Origin of the sequence: Streptomyces flavusporus (assembly GCF_046267975.1) — a bacterium.
Classification (GTDB): domain Bacteria; phylum Actinomycetota; class Actinomycetes; order Streptomycetales; family Streptomycetaceae; genus Streptomyces; species Streptomyces flavusporus.
This window is the reverse complement of record NZ_CP176503.1, coordinates 8,620,629-8,643,971: the sequence shown is the minus strand read 5'-3', so window position 1 is coordinate 8,643,971 and position 23,343 is coordinate 8,620,629. Positions and strand designations below refer to the sequence as shown.

The 23,343-nt window shown below is 69.8% G+C and carries 26 protein-coding genes and 5 pseudogenes; 12 read left to right on the top strand and 19 right to left on the bottom strand.

Features of this window, described 5'->3' with window-relative positions:
* Positions 1 to 49 precede the first annotated feature (49 nt).
* Positions 50 to 502, bottom strand: a complete 453-nt coding sequence (locus tag ACKTSN_RS40675) for a YbhB/YbcL family Raf kinase inhibitor-like protein (RefSeq protein WP_409473645.1) — start codon at positions 500 to 502, stop codon at positions 50 to 52.
* Between the two features lie 123 nt (positions 503 to 625).
* Here ACKTSN_RS40675 and ACKTSN_RS40670 point away from each other — a divergent pair, with 123 nt between their 5' ends.
* Together ACKTSN_RS40670 and ACKTSN_RS40665 are read left to right on the top strand one after the other, a co-directional pair.
* Positions 626 to 1,159, top strand: a complete 534-nt coding sequence (locus ACKTSN_RS40670) for an NTPase (protein WP_409473644.1) — start codon at positions 626 to 628, stop codon at positions 1,157 to 1,159.
* Positions 1,160 to 1,461: 302 nt separating this feature from the next.
* Positions 1,462 to 2,313: an IS5 family transposase gene (locus ACKTSN_RS40665; RefSeq protein ID WP_409473643.1), complete on the top strand. Its 852-nt coding sequence runs from the start codon at positions 1,462 to 1,464 to the stop codon at positions 2,311 to 2,313.
* A 192-nt stretch (positions 2,314 to 2,505) separates the two neighbouring features.
* On the opposite strand, the gene ACKTSN_RS40660 is transcribed toward ACKTSN_RS40665, so the two are convergent.
* The 7 genes and pseudogenes from ACKTSN_RS40660 to ACKTSN_RS40630 form a co-directional block, all read right to left on the bottom strand.
* The gene (locus ACKTSN_RS40660) at positions 2,506 to 3,630 is read right to left on the bottom strand and encodes a hypothetical protein (RefSeq protein WP_409473642.1); all 1,125 of its coding nucleotides are present in this window, start codon (positions 3,628 to 3,630) and stop codon (positions 2,506 to 2,508) included.
* Positions 3,631 to 3,675: 45 nt separating this feature from the next.
* Positions 3,676 to 4,158 (bottom strand): annotated as a pseudogene (locus ACKTSN_RS40655) (transposase family protein); the annotation flags it as partial.
* 1,005 nt (positions 4,159 to 5,163) lie between these two features.
* Positions 5,164 to 5,718, bottom strand: coding sequence for a hypothetical protein (locus tag ACKTSN_RS40650; protein WP_409473641.1), 555 nt, complete (start codon positions 5,716 to 5,718; stop codon positions 5,164 to 5,166).
* A 280-nt stretch (positions 5,719 to 5,998) separates the two neighbouring features.
* Positions 5,999 to 7,306: a serine/threonine-protein kinase gene (locus ACKTSN_RS40645; RefSeq protein WP_409473640.1), complete on the bottom strand. Its 1,308-nt coding sequence runs from the start codon at positions 7,304 to 7,306 to the stop codon at positions 5,999 to 6,001.
* 188 nt (positions 7,307 to 7,494) lie between these two features.
* A complete protein-coding gene (locus ACKTSN_RS40640) occupies positions 7,495 to 7,761 on the bottom strand; it encodes a MerR family DNA-binding protein (protein WP_409473639.1) in 267 nt (88 codons plus the stop codon).
* Positions 7,762 to 7,764: 3 nt separating this feature from the next.
* A complete protein-coding gene (locus ACKTSN_RS40635; protein WP_409473638.1) occupies positions 7,765 to 7,905 on the bottom strand; it encodes a MerR family DNA-binding transcriptional regulator in 141 nt (46 codons plus the stop codon).
* A gap of 381 nt (positions 7,906 to 8,286) precedes the next feature.
* Complete coding sequence (locus ACKTSN_RS40630) at positions 8,287 to 8,541, bottom strand: hypothetical protein (RefSeq protein WP_409473637.1); 255 nt, start codon at positions 8,539 to 8,541, stop codon at positions 8,287 to 8,289.
* A 161-nt stretch (positions 8,542 to 8,702) separates the two neighbouring features.
* On the opposite strand from ACKTSN_RS40630, the gene ACKTSN_RS40625 reads away from it, so the two are divergent.
* Positions 8,703 to 8,906: a cold-shock protein gene (locus ACKTSN_RS40625; RefSeq protein WP_409473636.1), complete on the top strand. Its 204-nt coding sequence runs from the start codon at positions 8,703 to 8,705 to the stop codon at positions 8,904 to 8,906.
* A gap of 705 nt (positions 8,907 to 9,611) precedes the next feature.
* A complete protein-coding gene (locus ACKTSN_RS40620; RefSeq protein ID WP_409473635.1) occupies positions 9,612 to 10,145 on the top strand; it encodes a cupin domain-containing protein in 534 nt (177 codons plus the stop codon).
* Positions 10,146 to 10,178: 33 nt separating this feature from the next.
* Here the strand turns inward: ACKTSN_RS40620 and ACKTSN_RS40615 are convergent.
* The 4 genes and pseudogenes from ACKTSN_RS40615 to ACKTSN_RS40600 all read right to left on the bottom strand — a co-directional run.
* Positions 10,179 to 10,538: pseudogene (locus tag ACKTSN_RS40615) on the bottom strand (alcohol dehydrogenase catalytic domain-containing protein); the annotation flags it as partial.
* A 63-nt stretch (positions 10,539 to 10,601) separates the two neighbouring features.
* Positions 10,602 to 10,970 carry a DUF4232 domain-containing protein gene (locus tag ACKTSN_RS40610; protein ID WP_409475040.1) on the bottom strand — a complete coding sequence of 123 codons (369 nt, stop codon included), beginning with the start codon at positions 10,968 to 10,970 and terminating at the stop codon, positions 10,602 to 10,604.
* A pseudogene (locus ACKTSN_RS40605) lies at positions 10,864 to 11,172 on the bottom strand (DUF4232 domain-containing protein); the annotation flags it as partial. The pseudogene ACKTSN_RS40605 and the gene ACKTSN_RS40610, both read right to left, overlap by 107 nt.
* Positions 11,173 to 11,266: 94 nt before the next feature.
* A complete protein-coding gene (locus ACKTSN_RS40600; protein WP_409473634.1) occupies positions 11,267 to 11,542 on the bottom strand; it encodes a hypothetical protein in 276 nt (91 codons plus the stop codon).
* Between the two features lie 100 nt (positions 11,543 to 11,642).
* On the opposite strand from ACKTSN_RS40600, the gene ACKTSN_RS40595 reads away from it, so the two are divergent.
* Positions 11,643 to 11,801: a hypothetical protein gene (locus tag ACKTSN_RS40595; protein ID WP_409473633.1), complete on the top strand. Its 159-nt coding sequence runs from the start codon at positions 11,643 to 11,645 to the stop codon at positions 11,799 to 11,801.
* Between the two features lie 448 nt (positions 11,802 to 12,249).
* On the opposite strand, the gene ACKTSN_RS40590 is transcribed toward ACKTSN_RS40595, so the two are convergent.
* Together ACKTSN_RS40590 and ACKTSN_RS40585 are read right to left on the bottom strand one after the other, a co-directional pair.
* A complete protein-coding gene (locus ACKTSN_RS40590) occupies positions 12,250 to 12,618 on the bottom strand; it encodes an SPW repeat domain-containing protein (protein ID WP_409473632.1) in 369 nt (122 codons plus the stop codon).
* A gap of 81 nt (positions 12,619 to 12,699) precedes the next feature.
* Positions 12,700 to 13,164 carry a copper chaperone PCu(A)C gene (locus ACKTSN_RS40585; RefSeq protein WP_409473631.1) on the bottom strand — a complete coding sequence of 155 codons (465 nt, stop codon included), beginning with the start codon at positions 13,162 to 13,164 and terminating at the stop codon, positions 12,700 to 12,702.
* Positions 13,165 to 13,444: 280 nt separating this feature from the next.
* On the opposite strand from ACKTSN_RS40585, the gene ACKTSN_RS40580 reads away from it, so the two are divergent.
* Together ACKTSN_RS40580 and ACKTSN_RS40575 are read left to right on the top strand one after the other, a co-directional pair.
* Entirely contained in the window at positions 13,445 to 14,539 is a 1,095-nt protein-coding gene (locus ACKTSN_RS40580; RefSeq protein WP_409473630.1) for a PP2C family protein-serine/threonine phosphatase, read from the top strand.
* Positions 14,529 to 15,093 (top strand): annotated as a pseudogene (locus ACKTSN_RS40575) (MarR family winged helix-turn-helix transcriptional regulator). The gene ACKTSN_RS40580 and the pseudogene ACKTSN_RS40575 overlap by 11 nt, the downstream one beginning before the upstream one ends.
* A gap of 37 nt (positions 15,094 to 15,130) precedes the next feature.
* On the opposite strand, the gene ACKTSN_RS40570 reads toward ACKTSN_RS40575, so the two are convergent.
* The 4 genes from ACKTSN_RS40570 to ACKTSN_RS40555 form a co-directional block, all read right to left on the bottom strand.
* Positions 15,131 to 15,676: a retropepsin-like aspartic protease gene (locus ACKTSN_RS40570; RefSeq protein ID WP_409473629.1), complete on the bottom strand. Its 546-nt coding sequence runs from the start codon at positions 15,674 to 15,676 to the stop codon at positions 15,131 to 15,133.
* A gap of 950 nt (positions 15,677 to 16,626) precedes the next feature.
* Entirely contained in the window at positions 16,627 to 16,752 is a 126-nt protein-coding gene (locus ACKTSN_RS40565; RefSeq protein WP_409473628.1) for a hypothetical protein, read from the bottom strand.
* Between the two features lie 23 nt (positions 16,753 to 16,775).
* Complete coding sequence (locus tag ACKTSN_RS40560; RefSeq protein ID WP_409473627.1) at positions 16,776 to 17,051, bottom strand: site-2 protease family protein; 276 nt, start codon at positions 17,049 to 17,051, stop codon at positions 16,776 to 16,778.
* Between the two features lie 442 nt (positions 17,052 to 17,493).
* A complete protein-coding gene (locus tag ACKTSN_RS40555) occupies positions 17,494 to 17,649 on the bottom strand; it encodes a hypothetical protein (RefSeq protein WP_409473626.1) in 156 nt (51 codons plus the stop codon).
* A 91-nt stretch (positions 17,650 to 17,740) separates the two neighbouring features.
* Between ACKTSN_RS40555 and ACKTSN_RS40550 the strand changes: the two genes are divergently transcribed.
* The gene (locus ACKTSN_RS40550) at positions 17,741 to 18,172 is read left to right on the top strand and encodes a MerR family transcriptional regulator (RefSeq protein ID WP_409473625.1); all 432 of its coding nucleotides are present in this window, start codon (positions 17,741 to 17,743) and stop codon (positions 18,170 to 18,172) included.
* Here the strand turns inward: ACKTSN_RS40550 and ACKTSN_RS40545 are convergent.
* A pseudogene (locus tag ACKTSN_RS40545) lies at positions 18,120 to 18,696 on the bottom strand (tyrosine-type recombinase/integrase); the annotation flags it as partial. The gene ACKTSN_RS40550 and the pseudogene ACKTSN_RS40545 sit on opposite strands and share 53 nt — an antisense overlap.
* 709 nt (positions 18,697 to 19,405) lie before the next feature.
* Here ACKTSN_RS40545 and ACKTSN_RS40540 point away from each other — a divergent pair.
* The 4 genes from ACKTSN_RS40540 (at position 19,406) to ACKTSN_RS40525 (ending at position 23,175) form a co-directional block, all read left to right on the top strand.
* Complete coding sequence (locus tag ACKTSN_RS40540) at positions 19,406 to 19,834, top strand: GNAT family N-acetyltransferase (protein ID WP_409473624.1); 429 nt, start codon at positions 19,406 to 19,408, stop codon at positions 19,832 to 19,834.
* A gap of 148 nt (positions 19,835 to 19,982) precedes the next feature.
* Positions 19,983 to 21,311, top strand: a complete 1,329-nt coding sequence (locus ACKTSN_RS40535) for a hemolysin family protein (RefSeq protein WP_409473623.1) — start codon at positions 19,983 to 19,985, stop codon at positions 21,309 to 21,311.
* Positions 21,308 to 22,321: a hemolysin family protein gene (locus ACKTSN_RS40530; RefSeq protein ID WP_409473622.1), complete on the top strand. Its 1,014-nt coding sequence runs from the start codon at positions 21,308 to 21,310 to the stop codon at positions 22,319 to 22,321. Before ACKTSN_RS40535 ends, ACKTSN_RS40530 begins: the two co-directional genes overlap by 4 nt.
* Positions 22,322 to 22,386: 65 nt before the next feature.
* Positions 22,387 to 23,175 carry an SGNH/GDSL hydrolase family protein gene (locus tag ACKTSN_RS40525; RefSeq protein WP_409473621.1) on the top strand — a complete coding sequence of 263 codons (789 nt, stop codon included), beginning with the start codon at positions 22,387 to 22,389 and terminating at the stop codon, positions 23,173 to 23,175.
* Positions 23,176 to 23,343: the final 168 nt, after the last annotated feature.

Here is a 23,343-nt window from a genome sequence, read left to right as displayed (position 1 = left end):
ACGCGGGACCCGAACCCATGGGCATCTCCACCAACCTCCGCAATGATGGTCAGCGCTGGTACGTGCCCACGAGCGTGCTGCTCGCCAACTCCCTGCCCTTCACGGCACGATGCACTGCGTCGGCTGTCGGCCGACCGTGCAGGGGAAGCGACTCCGACACGGTCCACAGGCGGAAGAAGCAGCGGTGCACCCCGTGCCCCGGCGGAGGCATCGGACCGCTCCAGCCCATCCGGCCGAAACCGTTGGGCCACTCCCGGCCGCCGGGAGGTGGCTCCCCCTCCACCGCACCGGTACTCCCCGGATCGGTACCGGTGACCAGCCAGTGCAGGAACGTCCCGCCCGGGGCGTCAGGGTCCTCGCAGAGCAGGACCGACTCCGACGTACCGTCCGGCACCGCCGACCAGGTCAGCGGCGGCGAGACGTCGTCGCCCTCCCCGCTGTGACGTCGAGGGATCGCCGCATGGTCGCCGAACGCCGCGCTCGTGAGCTCAATTCCCGTCATACGCGCGGCCTTACCCGGAACAGCGCGGGCGGCACCGGCCCAGGCGGGCCAGACACCTCATTGGCCGAGTACGCCGACCAGCGCACCGGGAACCCGTAAGACGGACCTGATATGGAGCACGAGATGCCGACGAGAATCCTGCTCGAGGGACGTCCCGGCTCGGGCAAAACGACCATTGTTCGCCGATTGGCCGCGCTCCTGCGCACCCGTAGGGCTGTCGGCTTCACCACGGAGGAGATCCGGCACGGCGGTACCCGGAGCGGTTTCGCGCTGGAAACACTGGAGGGCGGCATGCGAGCCGTGCTCGCCCATGTCGACTTCCCGGGTCCACCGCGGGTGGGCCGGTACGGCGTCGATCTGGGCGTCATGGAGCGGCTCGCGCTGCCGCCGCTCAGGTCAGCGGCAGCGGATCCTGCTCCTGGAGATCTCGTGCTGATCGACGAGCTCGGGCGTATGGAGCTGGCGTGCACCGCGTTCCAGGACATGGTCCGGTGCCTGTTCGAGTCCGACATCGACATCGTAGCCACGGTCCACGCGCACAGTGACCCGTTCACCGACGCCCTCAAGCAGCGCCCTGACATCGCACTCGTCCAGGTGACCCGGACCAATCGGGACTCCCTCCCCGAGGATCTGGCAGCCCGGCTTGAAGGGCCATGAAGAAGAGCGCTGCCCATAATCCCGGGCCGGGCCCAGACCGGCCGTCCGCACGAGTTCGGCGAACCCCGCCAGCATCGCGCGTGACAGCGGGTCCATCGCGGCTGGAGGCGGGACGCGTTCGACGTAATCGGCGGCGACCGTGTCGTACGACTCGCGCACGGCGGTCAGAAAGGAGGGCTCAGCCATGCGGGCGACCTTAGACCGACCGGCAATAGGTACCCGGGCTCCGGGGTGGTTGCTGAACGGGCACGGGTCCACGTGATCATGGAGTTCTCTACGCTCAGTGATCACGAAGGACGGCCGTGCCCGCGCTGCCATCTTGCCTGCTCGAACCCCTCTGGGACCAGTTCGCCGCGCTCTTGCCCGTCCGGGAGGAGTACGCCGCGAGCCACCCGCTCGGATGCCACCGCCGCCGGATCCCCGACCGGACCGTCTTCGAGCACGTCGTGCTCGCGCTGGTCCACGGCTCCGGGTACGAGCGGATCTCCACCCCGGAATGCTCCGACCGGACCATCCGTCGACGCCTCAAGGAGTGGTCGCAGCAAGGGATTTCCAAGACCGTACACGCTCTCGCCCTGGAGGCTTACGACCGGATGATCGGCCTCGACCTGGACGAGATCTCGGTGGACGGCTGCATCACCAAGGCCCCGTCCGACGGGGAGAAGGCCGGCCGCTCGCCGGTCGACCGGGGCAAGCAGGGGCTGAAGCGCTCCACCGCCGGCGACGCCCGCGGCGTCCCGCTCGGCATCGTCTCCGCCGGCGCCAACCGACACGACTCGCCGCTGCTCGGACCCACTCTGGACGCCGCGAAGGAACAGGTCGGCGTGTTGCCGGACACCGTCAACGTCAACCTCGACCGGGGCTACGACAACAACAAGTCCCGCGCGCTGATAGCCGAGTTGGGATTCACGTCCGACATCGCCCGCAAGGGCGCGCCCGCCCCGATCCGGGCCAGTCGACGCTGGCCGATCGAGCGGACCCACGCGTGGATGAACGACTACGGCAAGCTCCGGCGCTGCACCGAGCGAAGCGGCAAGGTCGTGGACTTCTACCTCTACCTCGCCGCCGCTCTCGTCACGCTCCGCATGCTGATCCGCCAAGCACACAGCCGCTATCGCTGGGACGGCCGACCCACCACCCGACGCCTCAAGTGATCCATTTGCCGGTCGGTCTTAGACCAGGGAACTGACAGGCCGTGTCACGACCTTGAGTTGACCTGCGCGACATCCATCGCCGTAGACACCCGGCAGAACCCACCTCGGTGAAGGTTTTCGGTCACGGCACCAGCCAGCCAGGCGCGGGTGCTGCGCTGGGGGCGCGGTACGGACGGTGAGCACGCGGTGGCGCTACTGGCGGTCGTTCCTCTCTGTCTGGGGCGCGGTGGCTGTCGCCGGGAAGGTGCGGCGGACCTCCGCGAAGAGGTGGGGGTAGTCGGTGTCATGGGTGACCACCGCCGCGAGGAGGGCGTCCAGCGCCGCTTTGAGGGGGTCGGGGGCGGCGGCGTCCCAGAGCGCGGTGAGGGCGGCGACCTGGGGCAAGCCGGGGGTTCCGTCATGGGACTGTGGAACGCGTGCGTCGGAGAGCACGGCGTCCCGCAGCCGTCTTGAGTCGTCCAGGGGCGGCGAGTAGGGCTCGCCCCGGTCGAGTTCCGCCAGGCCGCGCGCCACCCAGTCGATTTCGCTGAGCCCTGCTGTCGCGCAGGCGCGGTGCGCTGCCCAGCGGGCGAGGGCGCGCTGTTCCTCGGGACCTGCGGCATCGATCGCATGCACGAGTGCGGCATCGAGGCCGACGAGGCCCTGGGGATAGCCCTTGACCGCCCGGAGCTTGTCCCGGACATCCCGCAGTCGGTCGCTGGGCAGGCGCCCGCCCCACGCGTCCATCTCCTTTTGAAGCTCGGCGTGCTCCTGCTCCTCGCGGGCCTGGTGCTCTGCCTCGGCCCGCTCCTCGGGGGTGGGGCCTGGGGGCTGTTTGCGCGCGAACTCGTGCCAATAGGCGGCGGCTCGGCTGGTTTCCTTGACCACGCGGTCCGGGGCCGGCGGGCTCGGCCAGAATCGCAGCAGATACTCCTCCAGCACGGGTTCGCCCGCGTCGCGTACCGCGTTGCGCGCCTCGTCCATGCCTCGGCAGTGGTAACGGACCCGGTACGAGGTCTCGGAGAGGGGGAGCGGATACCAGCGGCAGTCCCACTCCACGAGATAGGTCTTGTCCGATACGGGGCGGAACGACACCTCGACGATGTCCTCCCAGGCGTCGGCGTCCAGGGGCGGCTCCGTCTCGTGCAGCTCGACGGTCATTGGGACGGAGCCGGTGTGCGTTCCAGTCAGCAGAAAGAGATGGCCTGGCACTGCCCCGCCGCACAGCCCGGCCCGCTGCCCGGCGAAAGAATCTCCGAGGTCGAGGCCGTCGTCGTCGCTGCAGACATAGACCTGCCCGTAGGCCACGTGCACTTCGCCGCTGAAGAGGGTTCGCATAGATCAAGCGTGCCGCACGGTTCTGACAACGAGCTCTGTCCGACCTCACGCTGACGCGAGGTGAAGGGCAAGGACGGCCTTGACGATCTCGGTGATCCGATTGGTGCTGCAGCGCAGCTTGCGCAGCAGTCGCCAGCCCTTGAGAGCGGCCATGGCCTGCTCGCCGACGGCTCGGATCTTGGCATGAGCGGCGTTGACCGCCTGCTTGCCGGCGGAGAGGTTCTCGTGCTTGCCGCGAAACGGGACGCTCACGCTACCTCCCGCGCCTTGATACCCCTTGTCCGCGAAGCACTTGACGCCGGCCTCGGCGAGCGCATCGATGAGCTGGTGGGTGCGGGCGGCAGCGACGTCGTGGACCGCGCCAGGCAAGGCGGGCGAGGCCCAGATCAGGCCGCCGAACGGGTCGGTGATCACCTGCACGTTCATGCCGTGCTTCTTGTGCTTGCCGGAGCAGTACGGGCGGTCGGCGGCGATCCGGTCGATCGCAAGGAGTGTACCGTCGAGGATGACGAACGCCTTGGCCGACGCCGAACCCAGCAGCCAAGCGCGCGTAGGTGTCACCACTAGGTGTCACCACATCGCAGGTCACCGGGCCGGGGAGGGCCTCCCCAGTTCCCGCCGCCACCCTCGATACGTTCCGCGCCCCATACGCCGGGGAGTCCTTCACGGCTGCCCGTCCAGGATCTTCACCGCTTCCATGGCCTTCACCCCGATTTCGAAGGGCTCGGCACTCCCTCGTTCCACCCATACGAGTGGCTGAGTAACGACGCCGCAGGCTTCGCGTGATGCTACGGACCGCATCGTCGCTCCCCCTTGCAGGGCCTTTGACGCTGGGCTTCGACGTCGGCCGTTTCCCTCCGACGCCGCCAGCCTGCTACCGGGCCTCCTGGCAGCTACCCGGACCAGACTTCCACCGGCAGGCGACGACGAGCTTCCGAACAGCAAGAACACCGCTACGTCACGGTGTCACCTCCCGTTCTGCTGGGCGCACGGAAACAGCTCACTGTTTCCGGGACTTGGGGAGCCTCAGACGCTGGAGCGAGTTTCTTGTGTTGGCGGATTCACGCAGGTCAGGACCCCGTTGCAGGGTCGCTCGACGGCCCGGCTGACCTTCGGAAGACAGTCGCGACAAGTGCAGTGGCCTCTAACGCCGCTGCTCCGCGGAAACCGCATGTGACCTGCTTTGATGCGTCGGTTGGTGACGCACAACGCAAACGGTTTTGTGGGTCGTTGCTCTTTGCGCCCGGACGCCGCGGATCCGCCAGGTTCGGCGGCAAGGAGGAAGTCACGCCTTGGCGTCCTGAATCGCCTTCCTAAAATCAGTGCTTGTCCGTCGATTTCCCGCCTGCTGGGCTCCTCCCGCGTCTCCACCCCGCACAGCGTCGACGTCTTTGCAGCCGTCAGCACATGCCACACCGCTTGCCCTGAGGGGTCTGCGCGGCACCACATTTCGTGCATCCTCAACGCCCTGAGCCCGCGAGCCGCCTGGGCGGGTGGCGGGGTTACCGCATCCCCCGAGGGGAGGGGAAGGCTTCACCCGTCGGGGGAAGGACCCGGTACGGGGTCAGAGGGCAGAGTCAGGACAAGGCCAAGGACGGTCGCCAGGTCTGGTAGTCCGATCACGAGCAGGGCGATTGCCAGGACTACAACCCCTCGTCGCCAGACATGATCAGGAAGATCGCCCGGTGTCCATGTGCGGTTGTGTAGCGCCTCGATCTTGTTTGTGAGCTGTTCTGCGACGGAGTCTCGCGCAGCAAAGAGGCCGTCAACTGAGTCGACGACAACCGCCCACGGGTCGCCGTCGTCTCCGGCCACACGTCTAAGCAGAGCGCGGCCGGCCTCGCTCTGTTCCACCGTGTGCCGGTTACTGAGCACGTAATCGCGGATGAACTTGTGCGCTTCGGCGTCGGTTACTTGCTTCCAATCGTCGACCAGAATCCTGCCGATGTCGGCCGCGTCGGCCATATCGTCGTAGGTCATCCGGTCAGCGTTGAGCCGCTGCGTCCAAACCCCATCGAGGGTGAGCACACCGAACATCTGAGTGGCCCAGCGCTGAGCAGTGAGATCATTCTCGGTCGGATTTCGCATGTGAGCTCCGTGAGTCCTGTGCTCTCATGCAAGCCGGTCCGGTGTCGTGGCGCCTTGCAGCGTAGGCCGTTTGGGGGCTGGAGCGTGCTGCCGGGCGGCAAGCCTGAAGCCGCCCAGCTGCTTGGGACCGGACCGCGCCAACAAGCGGACCAGTCGGCCCTCTGGGGCCGGTGACCGGGCACTGGCCTCCTACGGCCCCGCTTGCGCGACCCGTTCGACCGGCTCGCCCGACCCGCGTCGACGCCGGCGTGCCATCGATCAGCGGGCGGTCGCGGCGTGGTCAGTCGTCCTTGTCCTCGCCCCGACGCTCCCGCCCCTCCTTGTCCTTCTTCTCCCTCGCCCCGCTGTCGCCTCCCACCCCTTCTGTCTCAAGGTCCTCGTCGTCCGCGAGAACGGAACTCGAAGGGCTTGGAGCAGAGCTGGAAGGGGCTGGCAATGTGCCGGCTGGGTCTGGAGTGATGCTCGGCTCGGTGGACGGAGCCGAGCGACTCGATGCCGGATCAGGGCTTGTGGTACCGCTGGGGCTCGTCCGAGAGGTCTCCGCCGCGCTGTTGTCAGGTGACCACCACATCATGCCGACGAGCATGGCCGCCAGGAAGATCACTGTCCCGGCGAGCGCACTCTCCAGCATCGGGCGACGTGAGGCGAGGTCTCGTACGTCCGGCCGCTGCCGGACGGCACGGCGAGATGGGCTGCCGGTGCGCCCCGAAGCGGACGGCAACATATACGTGGTCGCAGGTCCGATTTCACCGACCGGACCGTCCTGACCAGGTCCGAGCCCGGTGCTTGGTGCTGGGCCCGCCAGGGGCACCGTCCGCTGCCGGGACGTCGGTGCGGCGGCGGGCAGGGGCTCGGGATGGCCCTGCCATGCCCCGGTGGCGAACCAGTCGGCGGCCTGCTGGGCGGTGGGCCGCTCCTCCGGCTCCTTGGCGAGCAGGCCCAGCAGGTAGCTCTCGACCGCGGGCGGCAGCCGGATGCCGAGCTCGCGCGGCGGTACGGGCGGAGCGTCGAGATGCTGGTGCAGGATGGCGAGCGCGGTGTCGGCCTGGAACGGAGCGCGCCCGGTGAGTAGTTGGTAGAGCACGCAGCCCAGGGAGTACACGTCGGAGGCCGGTCCGGCGGACCGGCCCACGGCGCGTTCGGGGGCCAGGTAGAGGCTGGTGCCGACGATCTGCCCGGCGGCGGTGAGGGCGGCGGCCGAGTCGTCGAGGAAGCGTGCGATGCCGAAGTCGCCGATCTTGACGGTGCCGTCGGCGTCCAGGAGCAGGTTCGCCGGCTTGATGTCGCGGTGCACGATGCTCTGCCGGTGGGCGGCGGCGAGCCCGGCCGCGGCCTGGGCGGCGATGCGGGCGATCTGCTCGGCGGACAGTGGTCCGGCGGAGGCAAGGCGGCCGAGGCTATCGCCCGCGACCAGCTCCATCACCAGGAACAGCCGGTCCTCGTACTCCCCGAAGTCCAGCACGCCCACCACATTGGGGTGGTTGAGCCTGCCGGCGGTCTGCGCCTCCAGACGGAAGCGGGAGGCGGCGGTGGGATCGGCCTCCTGGGCCAGCAGGAGCTTCACCGCCACGGGCCGGCCCAGCGTCATGGGGCATCGAGGCCGGCGCGGCAGTCATCGCCGGTCATGGGAGCCGGGGCGACATCCTTGCTTCCCCCGAGGCGCACCTCGGCCCGTTCCTGGCCGCCGCCCCCGCCATCACCGCGACGTTCGTCGGCCCCCGGTGTAGTTGCCGCCACCGCTTCCTCAGCCAGCCGCTGGATGCGTCAGAGAACCGTTCACTGCCCGGTCTTGATGATCGCGCAGACGGCGACGGGTTCGTCACCGCTGCAGTCATCGGCACGTTGACGGGTCTCGGCGAGCGTCTGGCACAGGGCCAGGAGGTCGTCGAGGGCGGCGTCGATCTCACGGATGCGGGCGTCGAGCAGCTCGCGGACCGCGGCGCACGGAGGGGTGCCGCCGTCACGGATCGCGAGCACGGTGCGGACGTCGTCCAGGTGCAGGCCGAGGGGGCGGGCGCGGCGGATGAAGGTCAGCAGCTCCACGTCTCAGTCGGTGTAGAGCCGATAGCCAGCCGCAGTCCGCTCGGCAGCGGGCAGCAAGCCCCTCGCCTCGTACACCCGCATAGCCTTGCGGGTCACCCCCGCGGCCTTCGCGGCCTGCCCGATGGTCAGTGCTGGTTCAGCCATGTCCGTACCTCCTTCCTGCCAGTGTTGACCTGTCCCCAGGGGCCGAGTTCTAGCGTCGCGGGCGTGGGCACAGGAATGCGACCAGAGAGGCGAGCGCCATGCCGTTCCGCGAGGGAGAGGTCTACCGCTGCCCCGACGTGGCCTGCGGGTGCGAACTGACCGTGACCAAGGCGGCTCCGCCGACCTGCACGGGCCAGCAGAGCCCGACGTGCTGCTGCGGCAAGGCCATGGTCAAGAAGACCGAGCAGGTATCCGGCAGGGCGCGTGCCCTGCGATCCTGGGCACGCGCCCTGCCGGGGGACTCCCCCGCGCCACTGGGGCGGCCCGACCGTGGTTGCTGGGCGACCCGGGGCACGACGAGGTTCTGCTCCCTGCCCACGGCTATCCGGCTTCATCGTGCAGGCGGGCCGGGCCGAGGACGGTGGTGCGCCCGCGGGCGAGGCGGAACAGGTGCCAATCGGCACCGCCCTGGTTGACTCCGACATAGCCCTGCACCACAGCTGCGACACCATTCGGCGCTCCCGAGACCCCCTGGTACGACAAGACGAGGACGACGGTCCCCGAGGTGGCCGATGCCTGGGAGTACACCGACAGGCCGGACGCTGATACCGGCGCCTTCTTGGTAGCGAGTGCCACCACGCGGGTGTAGCGTCGTGATCAGTAGTCGTGGTTCCGAAGTCCCGTTCGCCCGTGATCGCCATCACGGGTGTTCTTGCTTTTCAGCGCCTCTCCGGACCAGGGCGATCACCTCCCGGGCACGCAGGGCGCGGGCCCGGTTCCCCTCGAAGGAGACAGTCATGGCCAGGGGCACGGTCAAGTGGTTCAACAGTGAGAAAGGGTTCGGCTTCATCGAGCAGGAGGGCGGCGGCCCCGACGTCTTCGCCCACTACTCCAACATCGCCGCCCAGGGTTACCGCGAGCTGCAGGAGGGCCAGAAGGTCGAGTTCGACGTCACCCAGGGCCAGAAGGGCCCGCAGGCGGAGAACATCCGCCCCGCCTGATCCCGCCGCTGCGGCAGGGCCCGGCATCCCGGCTTCGGGACGCCGGGCCCTGCCGTCTGTCGTAGTCGTCAGCAGGGCCGAGCGGGTCGGTGTCCTGGTGCGCACGATGAGCCGATGACCATCGGCAGGAACACGGCGGAAACGCTGGTGCGCCATCCCATCAACGGCGATCTCGCCCACGTCACGCCTGCTGACCTCAATGACTCGGAGCAAGGCGCCAGGCTGGCGCCGTTGAAGAGGTGGAAGTCGCCGGGTTCCGCCGGTCAGCGCACCCGGCTCTCTTCGAGCGGAGCCACGCGCATGGCCTGGCCGGCCTCGCTGGGCAGATGGGGGGGGTGTGGTTGACCAGGCGGGCGGAGTTGCCGACGACCCCCGAGAGCATCCGCGTCTAGACTTACAACCCAGAACGGGCAAGCGAGAACCACCCGTACACATCCGGCCCGGCTGCCGGAGGCTTTGGCGAACGCGTGCTGCGCACCCCTTTCACCTTGCATCCCGGTACCACCAGACACCTGAATCGCGGACCTCGTCACCGGCCCCGGCCCTGGGCCTCGGTGCCTGCCTTCACACCCGGAACGGCCCGTGCAGTCGCCGAAGCAGTCCACTCCGGGGCCCGGGAACAGCCGCTGACCGGCGGCCTTGAAGAGCCCACAGCGGAACTGCGACGCTCCGTATGCGCTGCTGAACTGTGCGGAAGGAACCATCATGACCTTCGACGTGCCCATTCCGGACGAGAACGACCCGCGGTGGACGCGGCGCGATGGCATCTTCGTGGGCCGCGACGACGGACCCACCAAGTGGCTCGCCGGCGACCTCACCACCGTCAAGATCACGGCGGTGCAGACCGGCGGCTCCCTCGGCGTGCTGGAGACGACGGTCTCACCGGGAAGCGGGCCGATCGCCCATGCACACGGCCGCGAGGATGAGGCGTTCTACGTGCTTTCCGGCGACTTCGAGTTCCTCAACGGGGACCAGACGATCGAGGCCGGCCCCGGCGACTTCCTCTTCATTCCGCGCGGAAACCGGCACCGGTTCACCAACATCGGTCCTCGTCCCGGGAATCTGCTCACGTTCATGCTGCCTGGCGGGCACGAGCAGTTCTGGCTGGACAAGGGAATCGACCCCGTGCCCGGCGAACCCCCGCCGGTATGGGGCCCCGACAGTATCGGCCCCCTTCTCGAGGAACTGGCCCGCCACCAGGTGACCATCATGCCGGAGGAGCCGCTCAGCGGATCCTGACCGCCGAGTCTCCACCTCACCCGGGGCAGTTCACTGCTTGATGCCCCGCTCGGTGTAGAGGCCGTTGCGGCACATGTCGAACCGGCCGTGGGCACACGCCCCGCACGGCACCGGATCCGGGCGGCGAACCACACCGGCCACCAGGTCGCCGGGACGGAACTCGGAACCGGCGGGTGCCTGGAGGACCCTGCCGAGCGACTCGTGGCCGATCACGAGCCGGTCGCGGCCCTCCGACGCGCTGCCGTGCCGCCCCTCGGTAATCTCCCGGTCGGTGCCGCGCACCCCCACCGCGACCCCCTCCACCAACAGCTCACCGGGCCTTGGCGCGGGATCGGGAAGGGTGTCCAGGCGCAGCGAACCCGGAAGTCCCGGAACGACTGTCAAAGCCTTCATGGCCGCCCTGAGTACCCCGGGCAGCGCGGACGACACGCAGGCGGGCCACTCCTTCGGGGCCGGTCAGGGGGGCTTGCCCGGCTTGACCGCATGGACCTCGAAGACATCGCCACAGACGCGGAACGAGTTCGCCGGTGCCCGCAGCGCCCAGGTCGATCCCGGCGGGTATGCCTGGACCTGTGCGGCGGGGGCCCAACAGGGTTTGTCGGTCACTCCTTCGGCGACGGTATGCAGGACCGCGTAGGCGCTGCCGCCGGGCTTGAGGATCACAGCGGGGGGCGTCTGGCCCCTGGGGCTCGGCGGGTTCGCCGATGCGGTCGCTGGCGGAGTCGCGAAGGGTGACGCCGGGGTAGCCGTGGAGCGAACAGGGCTCGGGGCCGGTGTTGGTGAAGACCAGTGGGGCGTAGCGGTTGCCCGCGCCCGGTGAGACACGGCCGAGGGAGAGATCGAGGTGGTCACGGGTGCAGCGGGCGGGCAGCGCGGAGGGCGACGCCGACGGGGTGGTCCCGCCGCTCGTGGCGGGCGTCGTCGGTGTGCTCGGAGAGGGCTCGGTGAGCGAGGGGGCGGGCGTCGTCGGCGTCGACCTCTCGGCGCCGTCGCCTCCGCAGGCTGCGGCCGCCAGAACGACGCCCACGATCAGATGCCCGTCTGCGGGCGGCGTACGCGGCCGCACCTGTCGGCCGGGATGGCAGCCGCGGGCAAGCCGTCGCCCTGCCGAACCGTGGACCTCATGACGGCCGCTCGGGCAGTCGGGGAAAGGGCGGGTACACGTAGCCGGTCCCCCAGAACGGGGCGTAGCCGTAGGGCTGGTAGACGCGGTCGTAGGACTCGCTCCGGTCCACGAGTTCCGGGTCGTACTCGGGTGCTTCGGCCACCTGCTCCCGGGTCCGGTCGATGCGCACCCTGTCTTCGGTGACGTCGGCGACAGCGTCGACCGGGATGTAGCTCTTCTTCTCGTCGATGCCCAGGTCGAGCGTGCTCGTGATGCGGATCGACGACACCATCACCCCCCTCCGGGGCGCACGCGGCGTCGGCGGGCGCCTACATCGCGCTGTCTGCGCACGTCGCCGCCATGGCGCCGGGTACGCACATCGGGGCACGCCGGTGACCGGGCAGGGCGAGGAGGCGAGCGACAAGGTCGTCAACGACGCGGTGGCCTTCGCGGTCGCGATTGCCGAGCAGGGGGGACGCAGCACCGAGTTCGCCCGGGACATGGTCCGCGGAGTCGGCAGCTACGCGGTCGTGGTCACCACCCCGCAATGACACCCGGGACGCCAAGCATCCGGTCAGGCACCTGGCTCACGAGCCCAAAGGAGGCCGCACGAGCCGCGCCAGCGGGTCGTCGGAACCGGGGGGCCGACAGGTGTCGCCGACCGGCACCATCACGCGGGCGACGGCGGTGGACGCGCGCCCCGCCTCCGGGACGCATCGGTGTCTCCCTTCTCCGAGCCGAGAGACCGAGCACATCGTGCGCTTTCCGGAGGGGGCCGACGGTTCGCACCACGGCCCGGCAGGTCACCGGTCCCCCAGGCTGTTTCCGCAGGGCACGCAGGAGTGACCCTCCGCCGTCTGGTGCAACAGAAGCCGCCGCAGGCGGCGTGTTGTCCTAACGTGAGTCGCGGCTGGCGTACTCCCAGACAGTCCGGCCAGGGCCCGGTCGGCAGGATTCCGCAACCTCTCTGCACCGGCCGGGCACCAAGCCTCCGGCCCCCTATCGGGATCGGCTTGCCGGCGCCCGCAGCCACAGAGCGAGGGAGAGGGCGGCAAGCATGACAAGCAGGCTGCCGGTGGCGATGTCGTTGACGCGTGCGGCGTCGGCCTTTGCTGTATCGCCGTAGCTCAGCGCAAAGGGGACGGCGATCAGCCACCCGCCGGCTACGGCGATGAGCAGGTCGGAGCACACACGGCGGGGCTTGATCAGGCGTGCCAGGGCGGTCAGGAACACGATGACGCCGACGATCATCTCGTGCAGGCGGGCGTCGACCGTCGGCTCGTCGAACGGGTAACCGATGAGCCAGCCGCCGATGAACAGCCACAGGCCCGACGCCAGCATCACCATGCTGATGACAGAGGTCCTCACCCAGCCGGTGCGCCACCCCTGGGCCGGATGTGGGCGAGTGGCTGGTGCAGCGGAGCGGTCCTGCACGGTCCTCGTCTTCCGTCACTTGGCGGGGGTGGGGCTGGGGTCGTAGACCGGGACCTGGGCCTGGATGTTGAAGGTGACCGAGCCGGCCTTCTCGAAACGCAGGGTGATCTTCATGAAGTCGCCACCGCGCACCACCTCGCGCACATCCCGCAGCAGCAGGTGCTCCTTGCCGGGCTCCAGCTGCCGCAGCTGGTTCGGTGGCAGCTCGACCCCGCCCGGCAGCGGCTTGCCCTGGCCGTCCACGATGCTCACCGAGGCGGCATTGGGGGTACTCGCGCCGACCAGCCGGTCAGGCTCCCGGCCCTCGTTGAACAGCCACAGGTAGGCCGGCACATCAGCACCGCGCTTCCACGGCTCCCCACGAGGTTCCGCCACATGGGCGTAGCGGATCAGTACCGACTCGATCCGGGCGTTCTGGCCCGGCGCGTCCCATGTCTGTGGGTCGAACGCCTCGTCCCCTACGCAACCGCTCAGCCCCACAGCGAGAACAGTGGCAGCAGCTGCGGTAACAAACGGTGGGCGGCCCGTCGGTGAGTCAGCGCCATGACGCCTCCCTGACCATTCCGATCTACCGCCCCGGTTGCCCTCGGCCCAGGACACAAACAACTGCCACCACGCGGCGCACACCGGCCACTTGCTCTGATGACGCTCGCCCTCGGCACGCCGGGTTGCCTGCCCACTGTCGGGCTTTTGCATAGGCTAAACGTGGGAGGGGCGCCGTCGGGCGGCTCTCAGTGTTGCCGCACTGCTGGAGTACGCCATGACCGGGAAGAAACCGCCGTCCAGTACCAGGGTGCTGTCCTGGATGCCGGTGGCCGTGATGACGGTGGTGGCCGTGGTGGACGTGGTCGCCGGGCCGGGGGTCGGGTTCTTGCCACTTGTTTCGCTGGGGCCGGCCTTCGCCAGCATGGTGGGCGGCTGGCGCCGTACGGCGGTGATCGGCGCCGTGGCTCTGGTGCTGTGCGTCGGGCTGGGGATCTCCGGAGAGCTGATCGCCTCGCGCCGGTGGTACACCGCCATGGCGTCGGTGGCGGGCGTGACCGGAGTCGGGATCGCCGCTGCCGTGATGCGTTCTCGCCGGGAGGCGGAGCCGGCCAGCGTGCGATCGATCGCGGAGGTCGCGCAGCGGGTGCTGCTGCGGCCGGTGCCGCTGACCGCCGGTCCCCTGCAGGTGGCGGTGTCGTACACCTCCGCCGTCGCCGAGGCGCGCATTGGCGGTGACCTGTACGAGGTGGTCGCCTCACCGCACGGAGTCCGAGTGATCGTCGGAGATGTGCAGGGCAAGGGCCTGGCCGCGGTGGAGACGGCGGCCGTGGTGCTGGGCGCGTTCCGGGAGGCGGCCCACGACGAGCCGGATCTGGTCCGGCTCGGTGAGCGCCTCGAGCGCAGCGTATCCCGGGAGCTGGAGGGCGAGAGATTCGTGACAGCGATCCTCGCCGAGGTGGGCAGCGCACACCAGGTGGTGTTCCTCAACTACGGCCATCCGCCGCCCATGCTCGTACGGCAGGAGGGCACCGTCGACTTTCCGGAGCCGCCCTCGTACGCACTCCCCCTCGGCCTGGGCGCGCACGGGGGGGGCGAGGGCCCGCGCCCCTTCCGCGTGGACTTCGCGCCGGGCGAGCAGTTGCTGCTCTACACCGACGGCGTCACCGAGACCCGCGACGAGACCGGCCGCTTCTACCCGCTCGCCGACCGGGCGTATCTGCTCAAGGACCCCGACGCGCACGGCGCTCTGCAGGCACTGCGCACCGACCTGGTGCGGCACGCCGCCGGACCACACCATGATGACGCCGCAATGCTCTTACTGCGCTACCACGGTCACCACGACCGGAACGAGAACGGCCATGGGAACTGAGTCTGCGGGTGCCCCAACCAAGCCGGACACCGCAGCCCCCACCGCGGGCGCGGACGATGTCGATGCGGTGACGGGCGCGGTACTGACCGCCTCCCGGCTGCTCGTCGCGGTCTCCGCCCGCTCTCTCGCAGCGGTCGAGGAGCGCGTGACACTCCCGCAGTTCCGCATGCTGGTGGTGCTCTCCACGCAGGGCGCCACCACGCTGGTCACGCTCGCCGACCTGCTCCAGGTGGCACCGTCCACCGCGATGCGGATGGTCGACCGGCTGATCGCCGCCGGGCTCGCCGACCGGCAGACCAACCCTGACAACCGTCGCGAGACGCTGCTACGGCTCACTCAGGGGGCGGCGCACCGCCGAAGACGTCACCGCGCGCCGCCGGGCCGAGATCGCCACGATCGTCCAGCGGCTCACGCCCGGGCAGCGGGCTGCGCTGATCGAGGCGCTCACCACGTTCAACGAGGCGGGCGCAGAGCCCCTCGCTCCAGCGTCGACGGCTGATCCTCACCCGTATCCCCTGGGCTGGTTGGATGTCGAGCTGGGCCGAAGCGCCTGACCCCGCGGCCACCGCTGCCGTCATGCTTGTGCCCGGCTCAGCCGGATGGCAGCCGGAGCACCTCGTCGTCGTAGTCCACGGTGATCCCTCCGAAGTCGCTGAGCACGTCCGAGCCCAGCAGTCCCTCCAGGGGGCGGTCACTGCGGGGTGCGTCGAGGTCGACGACGATCGCCTCGACCGGTGGCAGGCGAACGTCTCCGACCTGCCAGCCACGCACTTCGACGACGGGAACCACGTCCTGGCCGATCACCCCAGTGATGGGCTGCCGCTCGCCGGTCCTCGGCAGTCGCAGCTCGCGGGCCACGTCGTCGTCTACGGCGCTGGAGGAGGCGCCGGTGTCCAGAACGAACGTGAAGGGCCCCTCGCCGTGGATGCTGACGGGCGCGAGGACCATGGTCTGCCCGCTGCGTTCGATCACGTTGAGGGGGACCTCGCGCATGGCCCTCGGCGACCGGTCCGCGGAGCCGGGCGGGTCATCGGCGCAGGACGTCGACAGCGCCGCGACGAGCAGCACCGCGCCCCCGAGCGCGATCCGACGGGCGGCACAGCTGGAGGGCCTGCCGACGGGCGAGTAGTGCAGCATGACGACGGCTCCTGGTCCGCATCGTGCGGGCCGCTGTTCTCTGGCGTTTCCTGACGCGGTATCCACACCCACCCGGCGCAAACGTGCCCTGCTCCGGGAACCCAGCAGCGTGAACGGCTGCCGTAGAGGGCCCTGCGCCGGGTACTCCTGCCGCACACCACACAACCGGTGCCGTGACGGCCGCCCGCCTGACGGAAAGGCTCATCGGAGGGCCGTGAGCGGCTGGGAGCGCTGGGCGGCAGTCGCTGTCCTCGTGGCCACGTACGCGCTGATCATCAGCGAGAAGATCCACATTCCTGGGGCTTCAGGTACCCACACTTGAAGAGTGCATATGGGTGACTGGCGGGAGGTGCCTCATGGCCCGCAGCCACCGTTTCCACCTCGACCGGGACGGGCATTCGGTCACGGTTCAGACGGGCCAGGCGTCCGCCGCCGTCGAGCTCCTTGTCGACGGCAAAGTGGTCGCTTCTCGGCGGAGGCGCCCCAAGGACGTCACTGTGCTGGCCGCCGAGCTGCCCGGCGAACCGCCACGACCGTTCACCGTCCACGTTGACCCGTCGAAGGAGGCAGGAGGCCGGGGCAATCATGCGTCACGACGCAGGGGCAACTCCGCGTGCACCGCCGTTAGAACCCTGGTGACGATGCGTCGCCCGAGCGATCCGCTGTTCGTTCCTGAGTCATCTCAATACGGGCTCCCCGTGCCACGGAGTGCGTGGCGTTCGACGATCCGTGAGATGTCACGAGCGGTGATGATGCCCGCCAGGTGCTGCCCGTCCGTGACGAGGATGGGCAGCACCTGACCGGGGAGAGCCGGGGGAGGTGAAGCACGCCGCTGGGGCACCCTTCGAAGTCGGTCAGGACCAGTGTGGAGTGGCGGGCGCTCGGGGCCACGTCGTCGACGTATCGCTGCACGGTCAGCCAGTCGTGACACGTCTCCGCGGGACTCGACATCACATCCGCCGCACGCATTCCCGCAGCGCCGGGGCCAGCTTGGCGCGCTGGTGTTCCGCGCTGGCGACGACCATGACGAAGAATCCGATGAGGGCCGGCCAGATACCACCCAGAACTCCGCGCACGAGGGCGATCCACCCGAGGCCGATCAGCAGGATGCCGAGGACCTGCCCGGCGCGCGCGGACGCTCGGCGCGGTCCTGGTCTCCGGTGCGCCACCACATCAGCGCCTGCACCACTCGTCCTCTGTCGAGCGGCGCGGCCGGCAGCAGGTTGAACACGGCGAGGACGAAGTTCACCCATCCCAGCCAGACCAGGACGGCTGCGGGCACCGCCCAGCCGGACAGCGCGTCGAGCCCGATGCCCGCGGCCAGCGCCACCCCACCGACGACCCACTGGCGAGCGGCCCGCTCACGGCCACCCAAAAGGCGGCGCCGGCCGCGTGGCCTGAACGCCGCCCGGATCGGGCCACGAGGTAGAGGGTGCACACATCATGATCGGCGATACGAAGTTCGTCGGCACAGACCACTCTCTCAGCCTGGTGCCGCGCCTGTTCGCCCCAGACCGGGGCTCCGTGCGGATCAACGGCGTCAACGTCGGCGACCTGGACCCGGCAGTCCTGGCGGCCACGGTCGGCCATGCGCCGCGGCTGCCCTACCTCTTCTCCGGCACCATCGCCTCCAATCTCCGCTACGGAAACCCGGAGGACCACCGACGAAGAGCTCCGGCGCGCTCTGGAGATCGCCCAGGCACGCGACTTCGTCGAAGCGCTGCCCCAGCCGCTCTACGTACCCATCAGCCAAGGCGGACACAGCGTCTCCGGCAGCCCGCCCGGGGACTCCCACCACCGGGCGGCGCGACGGCCGGTCATCCAGCCTTGACCATCGTCTTGCCGCAGCAACACGTCGGGGTCTGCTGAGCCTGGCAGGTCACCGGGGCGCCCTTGGTCACCGTCAGCTCGCAGCCGCAATTCTCATCCGGGCAGCGATAGACCTCTTCCTCTCGAAACGGCACGGCGCTCACCTCCTCGTTCTCGTGTCCCTGTCCGTCACGAGCGACGCTGGAACCTGGCCCCTGAGTCAAGGTCAAGAATGGAGGGTGAGAAGGAGCGATCATGGCACTGCAAGGTATGACCATCGGGCAGGCCGCACAGGCCGCAGGGCTCACTCGCAAGGCCGTCCGGGTCTATGAGTCCAAGAGCCTGCTGCCTGCGGCAGACCGCAGCACGGCCGGCTACCGCCTCTATACCTCGGCCGACGTCGAGCTGCTGACCTTCATCCGGGCCCGCACCCTCGGACTCCACCTCGATGACGTCCGCGAGGTACTGGAGATCCACCGCGGCGGCACACCGCCCTGCAATGCCGTCCGCGACCTACTTGATGCCCGCATCGCCGAGATCGACACCACCGTCAAGGAACTCCTGACCCTGCGGCAGACCCTCGCTGAAACCCGCAAGGCCGCCGACGACCGCCCCTGCACAGACTCCTCGCCATACCGGCCAGCTGGGCGACCTCGGCCGGGTCCGCGCCCACGCACAGCCACGTAGACAGCGCCGAATGCCGCAGGTCATACGGTCGTTTCGCGAGCCGGGTGCTGGTGAGTGCAGGCGGCAGGGCGAGGGCGCGGGCTTCGTGCCACACGCGGTGGTAGGTGGTGTAGGTGAGGATACGGCCGCGTTCGCTGAAGAAGAGCCGACCGTCTTCGGCTGTGCCGAAGGTGGTGACGTGCTCGCGCCACAGGGCCACCAGGTGCGGCGGGAGCGGCACCACCCTGATGTCGCCCGGGGGGCGGTTCTTCAGCCCGCGGTCGTCGTGGTACTCGCCGGTGTCGGTCCACCGTCTGTCCGCCTGCGGCCGAGTGCGATGCACAATCAGCCGCCCAGCCGGCTCTGGGCAGACGGCAGTCCGGCAGCGCCGCCGCAACCGCCTCCTCCGGACGCAGACCCGCGTAGTACATGCCAGCAAAGAACCCGACCAGCGGACGGCCGCGGGCCCGGCGGTAGCCGCCCACATAGGAGACGGCGCTCAGCAGATCCCGTGCCTGGTACGGGTTGGCCACCACCCGCGGATCTCCGACCGCCTGGCGACCTTCGCCTGTACCGCCTCCACCGGCCCCGGCTCCACCAGAGCGGAGTGCATTGGGCGGCCAGGCCGACATCGATCAAGAGGTGGAAGGAGCCAGAGGTCCGCGACCGCCCACCTCCGCAGGTCACGGGGTTCACTCTGCCGGGACAACTGTCCACGGCAGAGTGGGCCGACGAAGCGCTCCGCCCAACAATCACTCAGCGTGCCTACGGCGGCCATCGTTTCCCGCGCACCACTGCACGTGACAGCGGCCTCCCCGGGGAGAATCCGGGGAGTATCCACGCCTCTGGGGAGCGCGTGGGGAGGATCGACCACATAAAACGGCACGCCCGTGAAAGACGCTGAAAGACTCATCTCCCCGGGTCAGCCAAGGGTGTAGCCGCATCACCGCAGGTCCACGCCACTAGCTGGACAACTTCACGACGAAGTCGTCCAGGCTCAAGCGACCCGTCGACCGGAATCTGCTGGAGTGGGCTACTGCGTCCGGCTACGGCGGTGGGCCGAGCAGGGCGCAGTCCGACTCGGTAGGGCGCCACCCTGGATGGCTTGCTCCTCAATCCGGTGAACCCGTGAAACATGAGGATTCGGCGGACGGGCTCGCGGCTTGCGGAAAACCGGGACCAAGCCCCCCTCCGTCGATTCCCCGGCACGGAAACCGCTCGCCAGACAGGCCGGCGCTCTGCTTGGCTCGCCCCATGAGCGATCTCCACATCCGCTGCACCACCCCCTCGGACATCGACACCGTGCTGCAGTTCTGGCGCGACGCCGCGGAAGGAACGAGCATCAGCGACGACCACGACGGAGTGGCCCGACTCATCACAACAGACCCCGAAGCCCTGCTCCTCGCAGAGCGCGACGGCATCCTCACCGGAACCGTCATAGCCGGCTTCGACGGATGGCGATGCTCCGCCTACCGCCTGGCCGTACACCCCGACCACCGCCGACAGGGCATCGCCACCGCCCTGCTGGAAGCAGCCGAACAACGCTTCATCACCCTGGGCGGGCGACGGGTCGACGCCATGGTCCTGGAAGCGAACGAACGGGCACACCACACGTGGGTCGCGGCTGGCTACCAGCGCGAGGACCACTGGCGGCGCTGGGTCAAGCCCCTCACTCAGTCCTGAACACCTTTGCCGACCCTTTACTCTTGGAGGACCACTCGGTCTTCCAAGAAAGGTGTGAGCGTCCGCCCATGGGCGAGCCTCCCAGTACCAGTCGCAGTCATCGCGCGTTCCACCCCGCCCTGCCGGACCATGGGACGGGGGTGACCCGATGACCGAAGTGCTCCTCCTACTCGTGGCGATCCTGCTCTGCTTCGCCTGTGGCGCCTTCGTCGCCGCGGAGTTCTCGCTGACCACGGTCGAGCGCAGCGCACTGGAGCGTGCCGTCGAGCGCGGCGAGCGCGGCGCGTCCGGCGCTCTGAAGGCCGTACGGAAACTCACCTTCCAGCTCTCCGGTGCGCAGCTCGGCATCACCGTCACCAACCTGGTGGTCGGCATGCTCGCCGAGCCGTCCATCGCCCGGCTGATCGCGGGCCCGCTTCAGTCGCTGGGCATCTCCCGCTCCACGGCCTCGTCGATCGCCCTGGTGCTGGGCACCGCCCTGTCGACGGTCTTCCTGATGGTGGTGGGCGAGCTGGTGCCCAAGAACTGGGCGATCTCCTCACCGCTGGCCGTGGCCAAGCGGGTGGGCAACGCCCAGCGCTGGTTCAGCGCGTTGTTCCGCCCGTTCATCACCCACCTCAACAACACCGCCAACCGCATGGTGCGCCGCCTGGGCCTCGAACCCGCCGAGGAGCTGGCCTCCGCGCGCGGTCCGCAGGAACTGGCCGCCCTCGCCCGGCACTCCGCCCGCGAGGGCGCCCTGGAGCCGGACACCGCCGAGCTGTTCGTACGCACCCTGAACCTCGCCGACCTGACCGCGGAGAACGTGATGACGCCGCGTGTGCAGGTCGTGGCCCTCGACGCGCAGGCGACCTGCGAGGACGTGGCGAACGCGACCCGGGCCACCGGGCTGTCGCGGTTCCCGGTCTACCGCGGCAGCCTCGACTCGGTCGTGGGCACCGCGCACGTCAAGGACGTCCTGGCCGTGCCCGCCGAACGACGGCCCCGCGTGCCCGTCTCCGAGCTGATGCGCGAGCCGCTCCTCGTCCCGGAGTCCCTCACCGTGGACCGGCTCCTGGACCGGCTGTCCGGCAAACGGACGATGGCCGTGGTCATCGACGAGTACGGCGGCACGGCGGGCGTCGCGACGCTGGAGGACATCGTCGAGGAGGTCGTCGGCGAGGTGCGCGACGAGCACGACCCGCACGAGACACCCGACCTCGCCCCGGCCGGCACGGACGAGGACGGCCACGCCCTGTACTCCGCCGACGGTGCCGCCCGCAGGGACCAGCTCGCGCGCGTCGGCCTGCGGCCGCCCGAGGGTCCCTACGAGACACTGGCCGGACTCGTCGCGACCGAACTGGGCCGGATACCCGCCGCCGGCGACACGGTCCAGGTGGCCGGCTGGCGCCTGGAAGTGCTGGACGCCGCGGGGCGCAGGGCGGCACGGGTGCTGCTGCACGCGCCGCTCGACGACGAGAAGGAGGCGCAGGCGTGACCGCCGTACAGCTGCTGATCGGTCTGGCGACGCTGGTCGTCAACGCCTTCTTCGTGGGCGCCGAGTTCGCGCTGATCTCCGTACGCCGATCCCAGATCGAGCCGTACGCCGAGCAGGGCGACCTGCGGGCGAAGAGCGTGCTGTGGGGCCTGCAGCACGTGTCGGCGCTGATGGCGGCGGCGCAGCTGGGCATCACCCTGTGCACGCTGGTGCTCGGTGTGGTCGCGGAACCGGCGATCGCGCATCTGCTGGAGCCGGTGTTCCACGCGATGGGTGTGCCGAGCGGGGCGGGACACGCGGTGTCCTTCGTGATCGCGCTGACCCTGGCGACGTATCTGCACATGCTGCTCGGCGAGATGGTGCCGAAGAACGTCGCGCTCGCGGAGCCGGTGCGCAGCGCACTGCTGCTCGGGCCGCCCCTGGTGGCGCTGTCCCGGGCGCTACGACCGGTGATCTTCACGATCAACGCGTTCGCGAACGGGCTGCTGAAGCTGCTGCGGATCGAGACCAGAGACGAAGTCACGGCGGCCTTCTCCGACGCCGAACTGGCTCGCCTGGTCAAGGACTCCGGTGCGGCCGGGCTCATCGACGACCGCGCGCAGGAGCGGCTGCACGATGCCCTGGAACTGGGCCGCCGGCCCGTGCGGGACGTCGTGCTCCCGCTGGAACGCGTCTTCTACGCGCGCGTGGGCGTCACGCCGGAGGAGCTGGAGCAGTTGTCGGCCGAGTCCGGGTTCTCCCGCTTTCCCGTCGTGGACGAGGGGCGCCGGATCGTCGGCTACCTGCATGTGAAGGACGCGCTGGACGCCTCGCCGCGGGATATGCCGTTCCGGCTGCGCGACATGCGGTCCATCGCGCGCGTACGGGAGACGACACCGCTGGACGACGTCCTCACCGCGATGCGCGGCAGCCGCACGCACCTGGCGGCCGTGCTCGGGTCGGACGGGCGGCTGGCAGGGCTGGTGACCATGGAGGACGTGCTGCGGGAGCTGTTCGGGCAGCGTGCGTAGGGGCGGTGGGTGAAGGGGCCCGACCGACCGTCGGGTATGCGCCTCGGGATACCATCTCGAACGCCATGCAGACGAACCCCTCTCCCCAGTACACCAGCCTGGTCGCGGTGGGCGACTCCTTCACCGAGGGCATGTCGGACCTGCTGCCCGACGGCACCTACCGGGGCTGGGCCGACCTGCTCGCGGCACGGATGGCCGCCCATACGCCCGGCTTCCGGTACGCCAACCTGGCCGTGCGCGGCAAGCTGATCGGGCAGATCGTCGACGAGCAGGTGGATGTGGCGGCCACGATGGGCGCCGATGTCATCACGCTCGTCGGCGGGCTCAACGACACCCTGCGGCCCAAGTGCGACATGGGCCGGGTGCGCGGGCTCCTGGAGGAGGCCGTGGAACGGCTGGCTCCGTCGTGCAAGCAGCTCGTCCTGATGCGGAGCCCGGGACGGCAGGGCCCGGTCCTGGAGCGGTTCCGGCCGCGCATGGAGGAGCTCTTCGCCTGCGTCGACGAGCTGGCCGCGCGGCACGGCGCGGTGGTGGTCGACCTGTACGGGGCGCCCTCGCTCGGCGACCCCCGGCTGTGGGACGTGGACCGGCTGCACCTGACCGCCGAGGGGCACCGGCGGGTCGCGGAGGCGGTGTGGCAGACGCTCGGATACGACCCCGGGGACCCGGACTGGCACACGCCGATGCCGGCGACCCTGCCGCCGGGCTGGGCAGCGCGCCGGGTCGCGGACGTGCGATTCGCCCGACAGCACCTGCTGCCGTGGATCGCCCGCCGTCTGACGGGCCGGTCGTCCGGGGACGGCCTTCCACCGAAACGACCGGAGCTCCTGCCGTACGAGGGCCCGGTGGCGTAACCCCGCGCGGGGATGCCTGCCGAAGCGAGGTGCGGGGGCGGCAACCCCCAGCGAGGGGTACAGGGGACGCAGTCCCCGTCGCGGTCTGGGGCGGAGCCCCAGGGCTTCCCCCCACCACCCCGCCCTGCCTTCCATCCGACCGCTTCTGCCCCAGGGTCCAGGGGCGCG

What these genes read in the sequence shown, in the direction of transcription:
- ACKTSN_RS40540 (WP_409473624.1), top strand. Translation starts at nt 19,406, where the DNA reads ATGAGCGATCTCCACATCCGCTGCACCACCCCCTCGGACATCGACACC.
- ACKTSN_RS40650 (WP_409473641.1), bottom strand. Translation starts at nt 5,718, where the DNA reads ATGCGAAATCCGACCGAGAATGATCTCACTGCTCAGCGCTGGGCCACT.
- ACKTSN_RS40625 (WP_409473636.1), top strand. Translation starts at nt 8,703, where the DNA reads ATGGCCAGGGGCACGGTCAAGTGGTTCAACAGTGAGAAAGGGTTCGGC.
- ACKTSN_RS40550 (WP_409473625.1), top strand. Translation starts at nt 17,741, where the DNA reads ATGGCACTGCAAGGTATGACCATCGGGCAGGCCGCACAGGCCGCAGGG.
- ACKTSN_RS40645 (WP_409473640.1), bottom strand. Translation starts at nt 7,306, where the DNA reads ATGACGCTGGGCCGGCCCGTGGCGGTGAAGCTCCTGCTGGCCCAGGAG.
- ACKTSN_RS40535 (WP_409473623.1), top strand. Translation starts at nt 19,983, where the DNA reads ATGACCGAAGTGCTCCTCCTACTCGTGGCGATCCTGCTCTGCTTCGCC.
- ACKTSN_RS40570 (WP_409473629.1), bottom strand. Translation starts at nt 15,676, where the DNA reads ATGCTGCACTACTCGCCCGTCGGCAGGCCCTCCAGCTGTGCCGCCCGT.
- ACKTSN_RS40525 (WP_409473621.1), top strand. Translation starts at nt 22,387, where the DNA reads ATGCAGACGAACCCCTCTCCCCAGTACACCAGCCTGGTCGCGGTGGGC.
- ACKTSN_RS40660 (WP_409473642.1), bottom strand. Translation starts at nt 3,630, where the DNA reads ATGCGAACCCTCTTCAGCGGCGAAGTGCACGTGGCCTACGGGCAGGTC.
- ACKTSN_RS40600 (WP_409473634.1), bottom strand. Translation starts at nt 11,542, where the DNA reads ATGGTGTCGTCGATCCGCATCACGAGCACGCTCGACCTGGGCATCGAC.
- ACKTSN_RS40675 (WP_409473645.1), bottom strand. Translation starts at nt 502, where the DNA reads ATGACGGGAATTGAGCTCACGAGCGCGGCGTTCGGCGACCATGCGGCG.
- ACKTSN_RS40620 (WP_409473635.1), top strand. Translation starts at nt 9,612, where the DNA reads ATGACCTTCGACGTGCCCATTCCGGACGAGAACGACCCGCGGTGGACG.
- ACKTSN_RS40635 (WP_409473638.1), bottom strand. Translation starts at nt 7,905, where the DNA reads ATGGCTGAACCAGCACTGACCATCGGGCAGGCCGCGAAGGCCGCGGGG.
- ACKTSN_RS40580 (WP_409473630.1), top strand. Translation starts at nt 13,445, where the DNA reads ATGACCGGGAAGAAACCGCCGTCCAGTACCAGGGTGCTGTCCTGGATG.
- ACKTSN_RS40670 (WP_409473644.1), top strand. Translation starts at nt 626, where the DNA reads ATGCCGACGAGAATCCTGCTCGAGGGACGTCCCGGCTCGGGCAAAACG.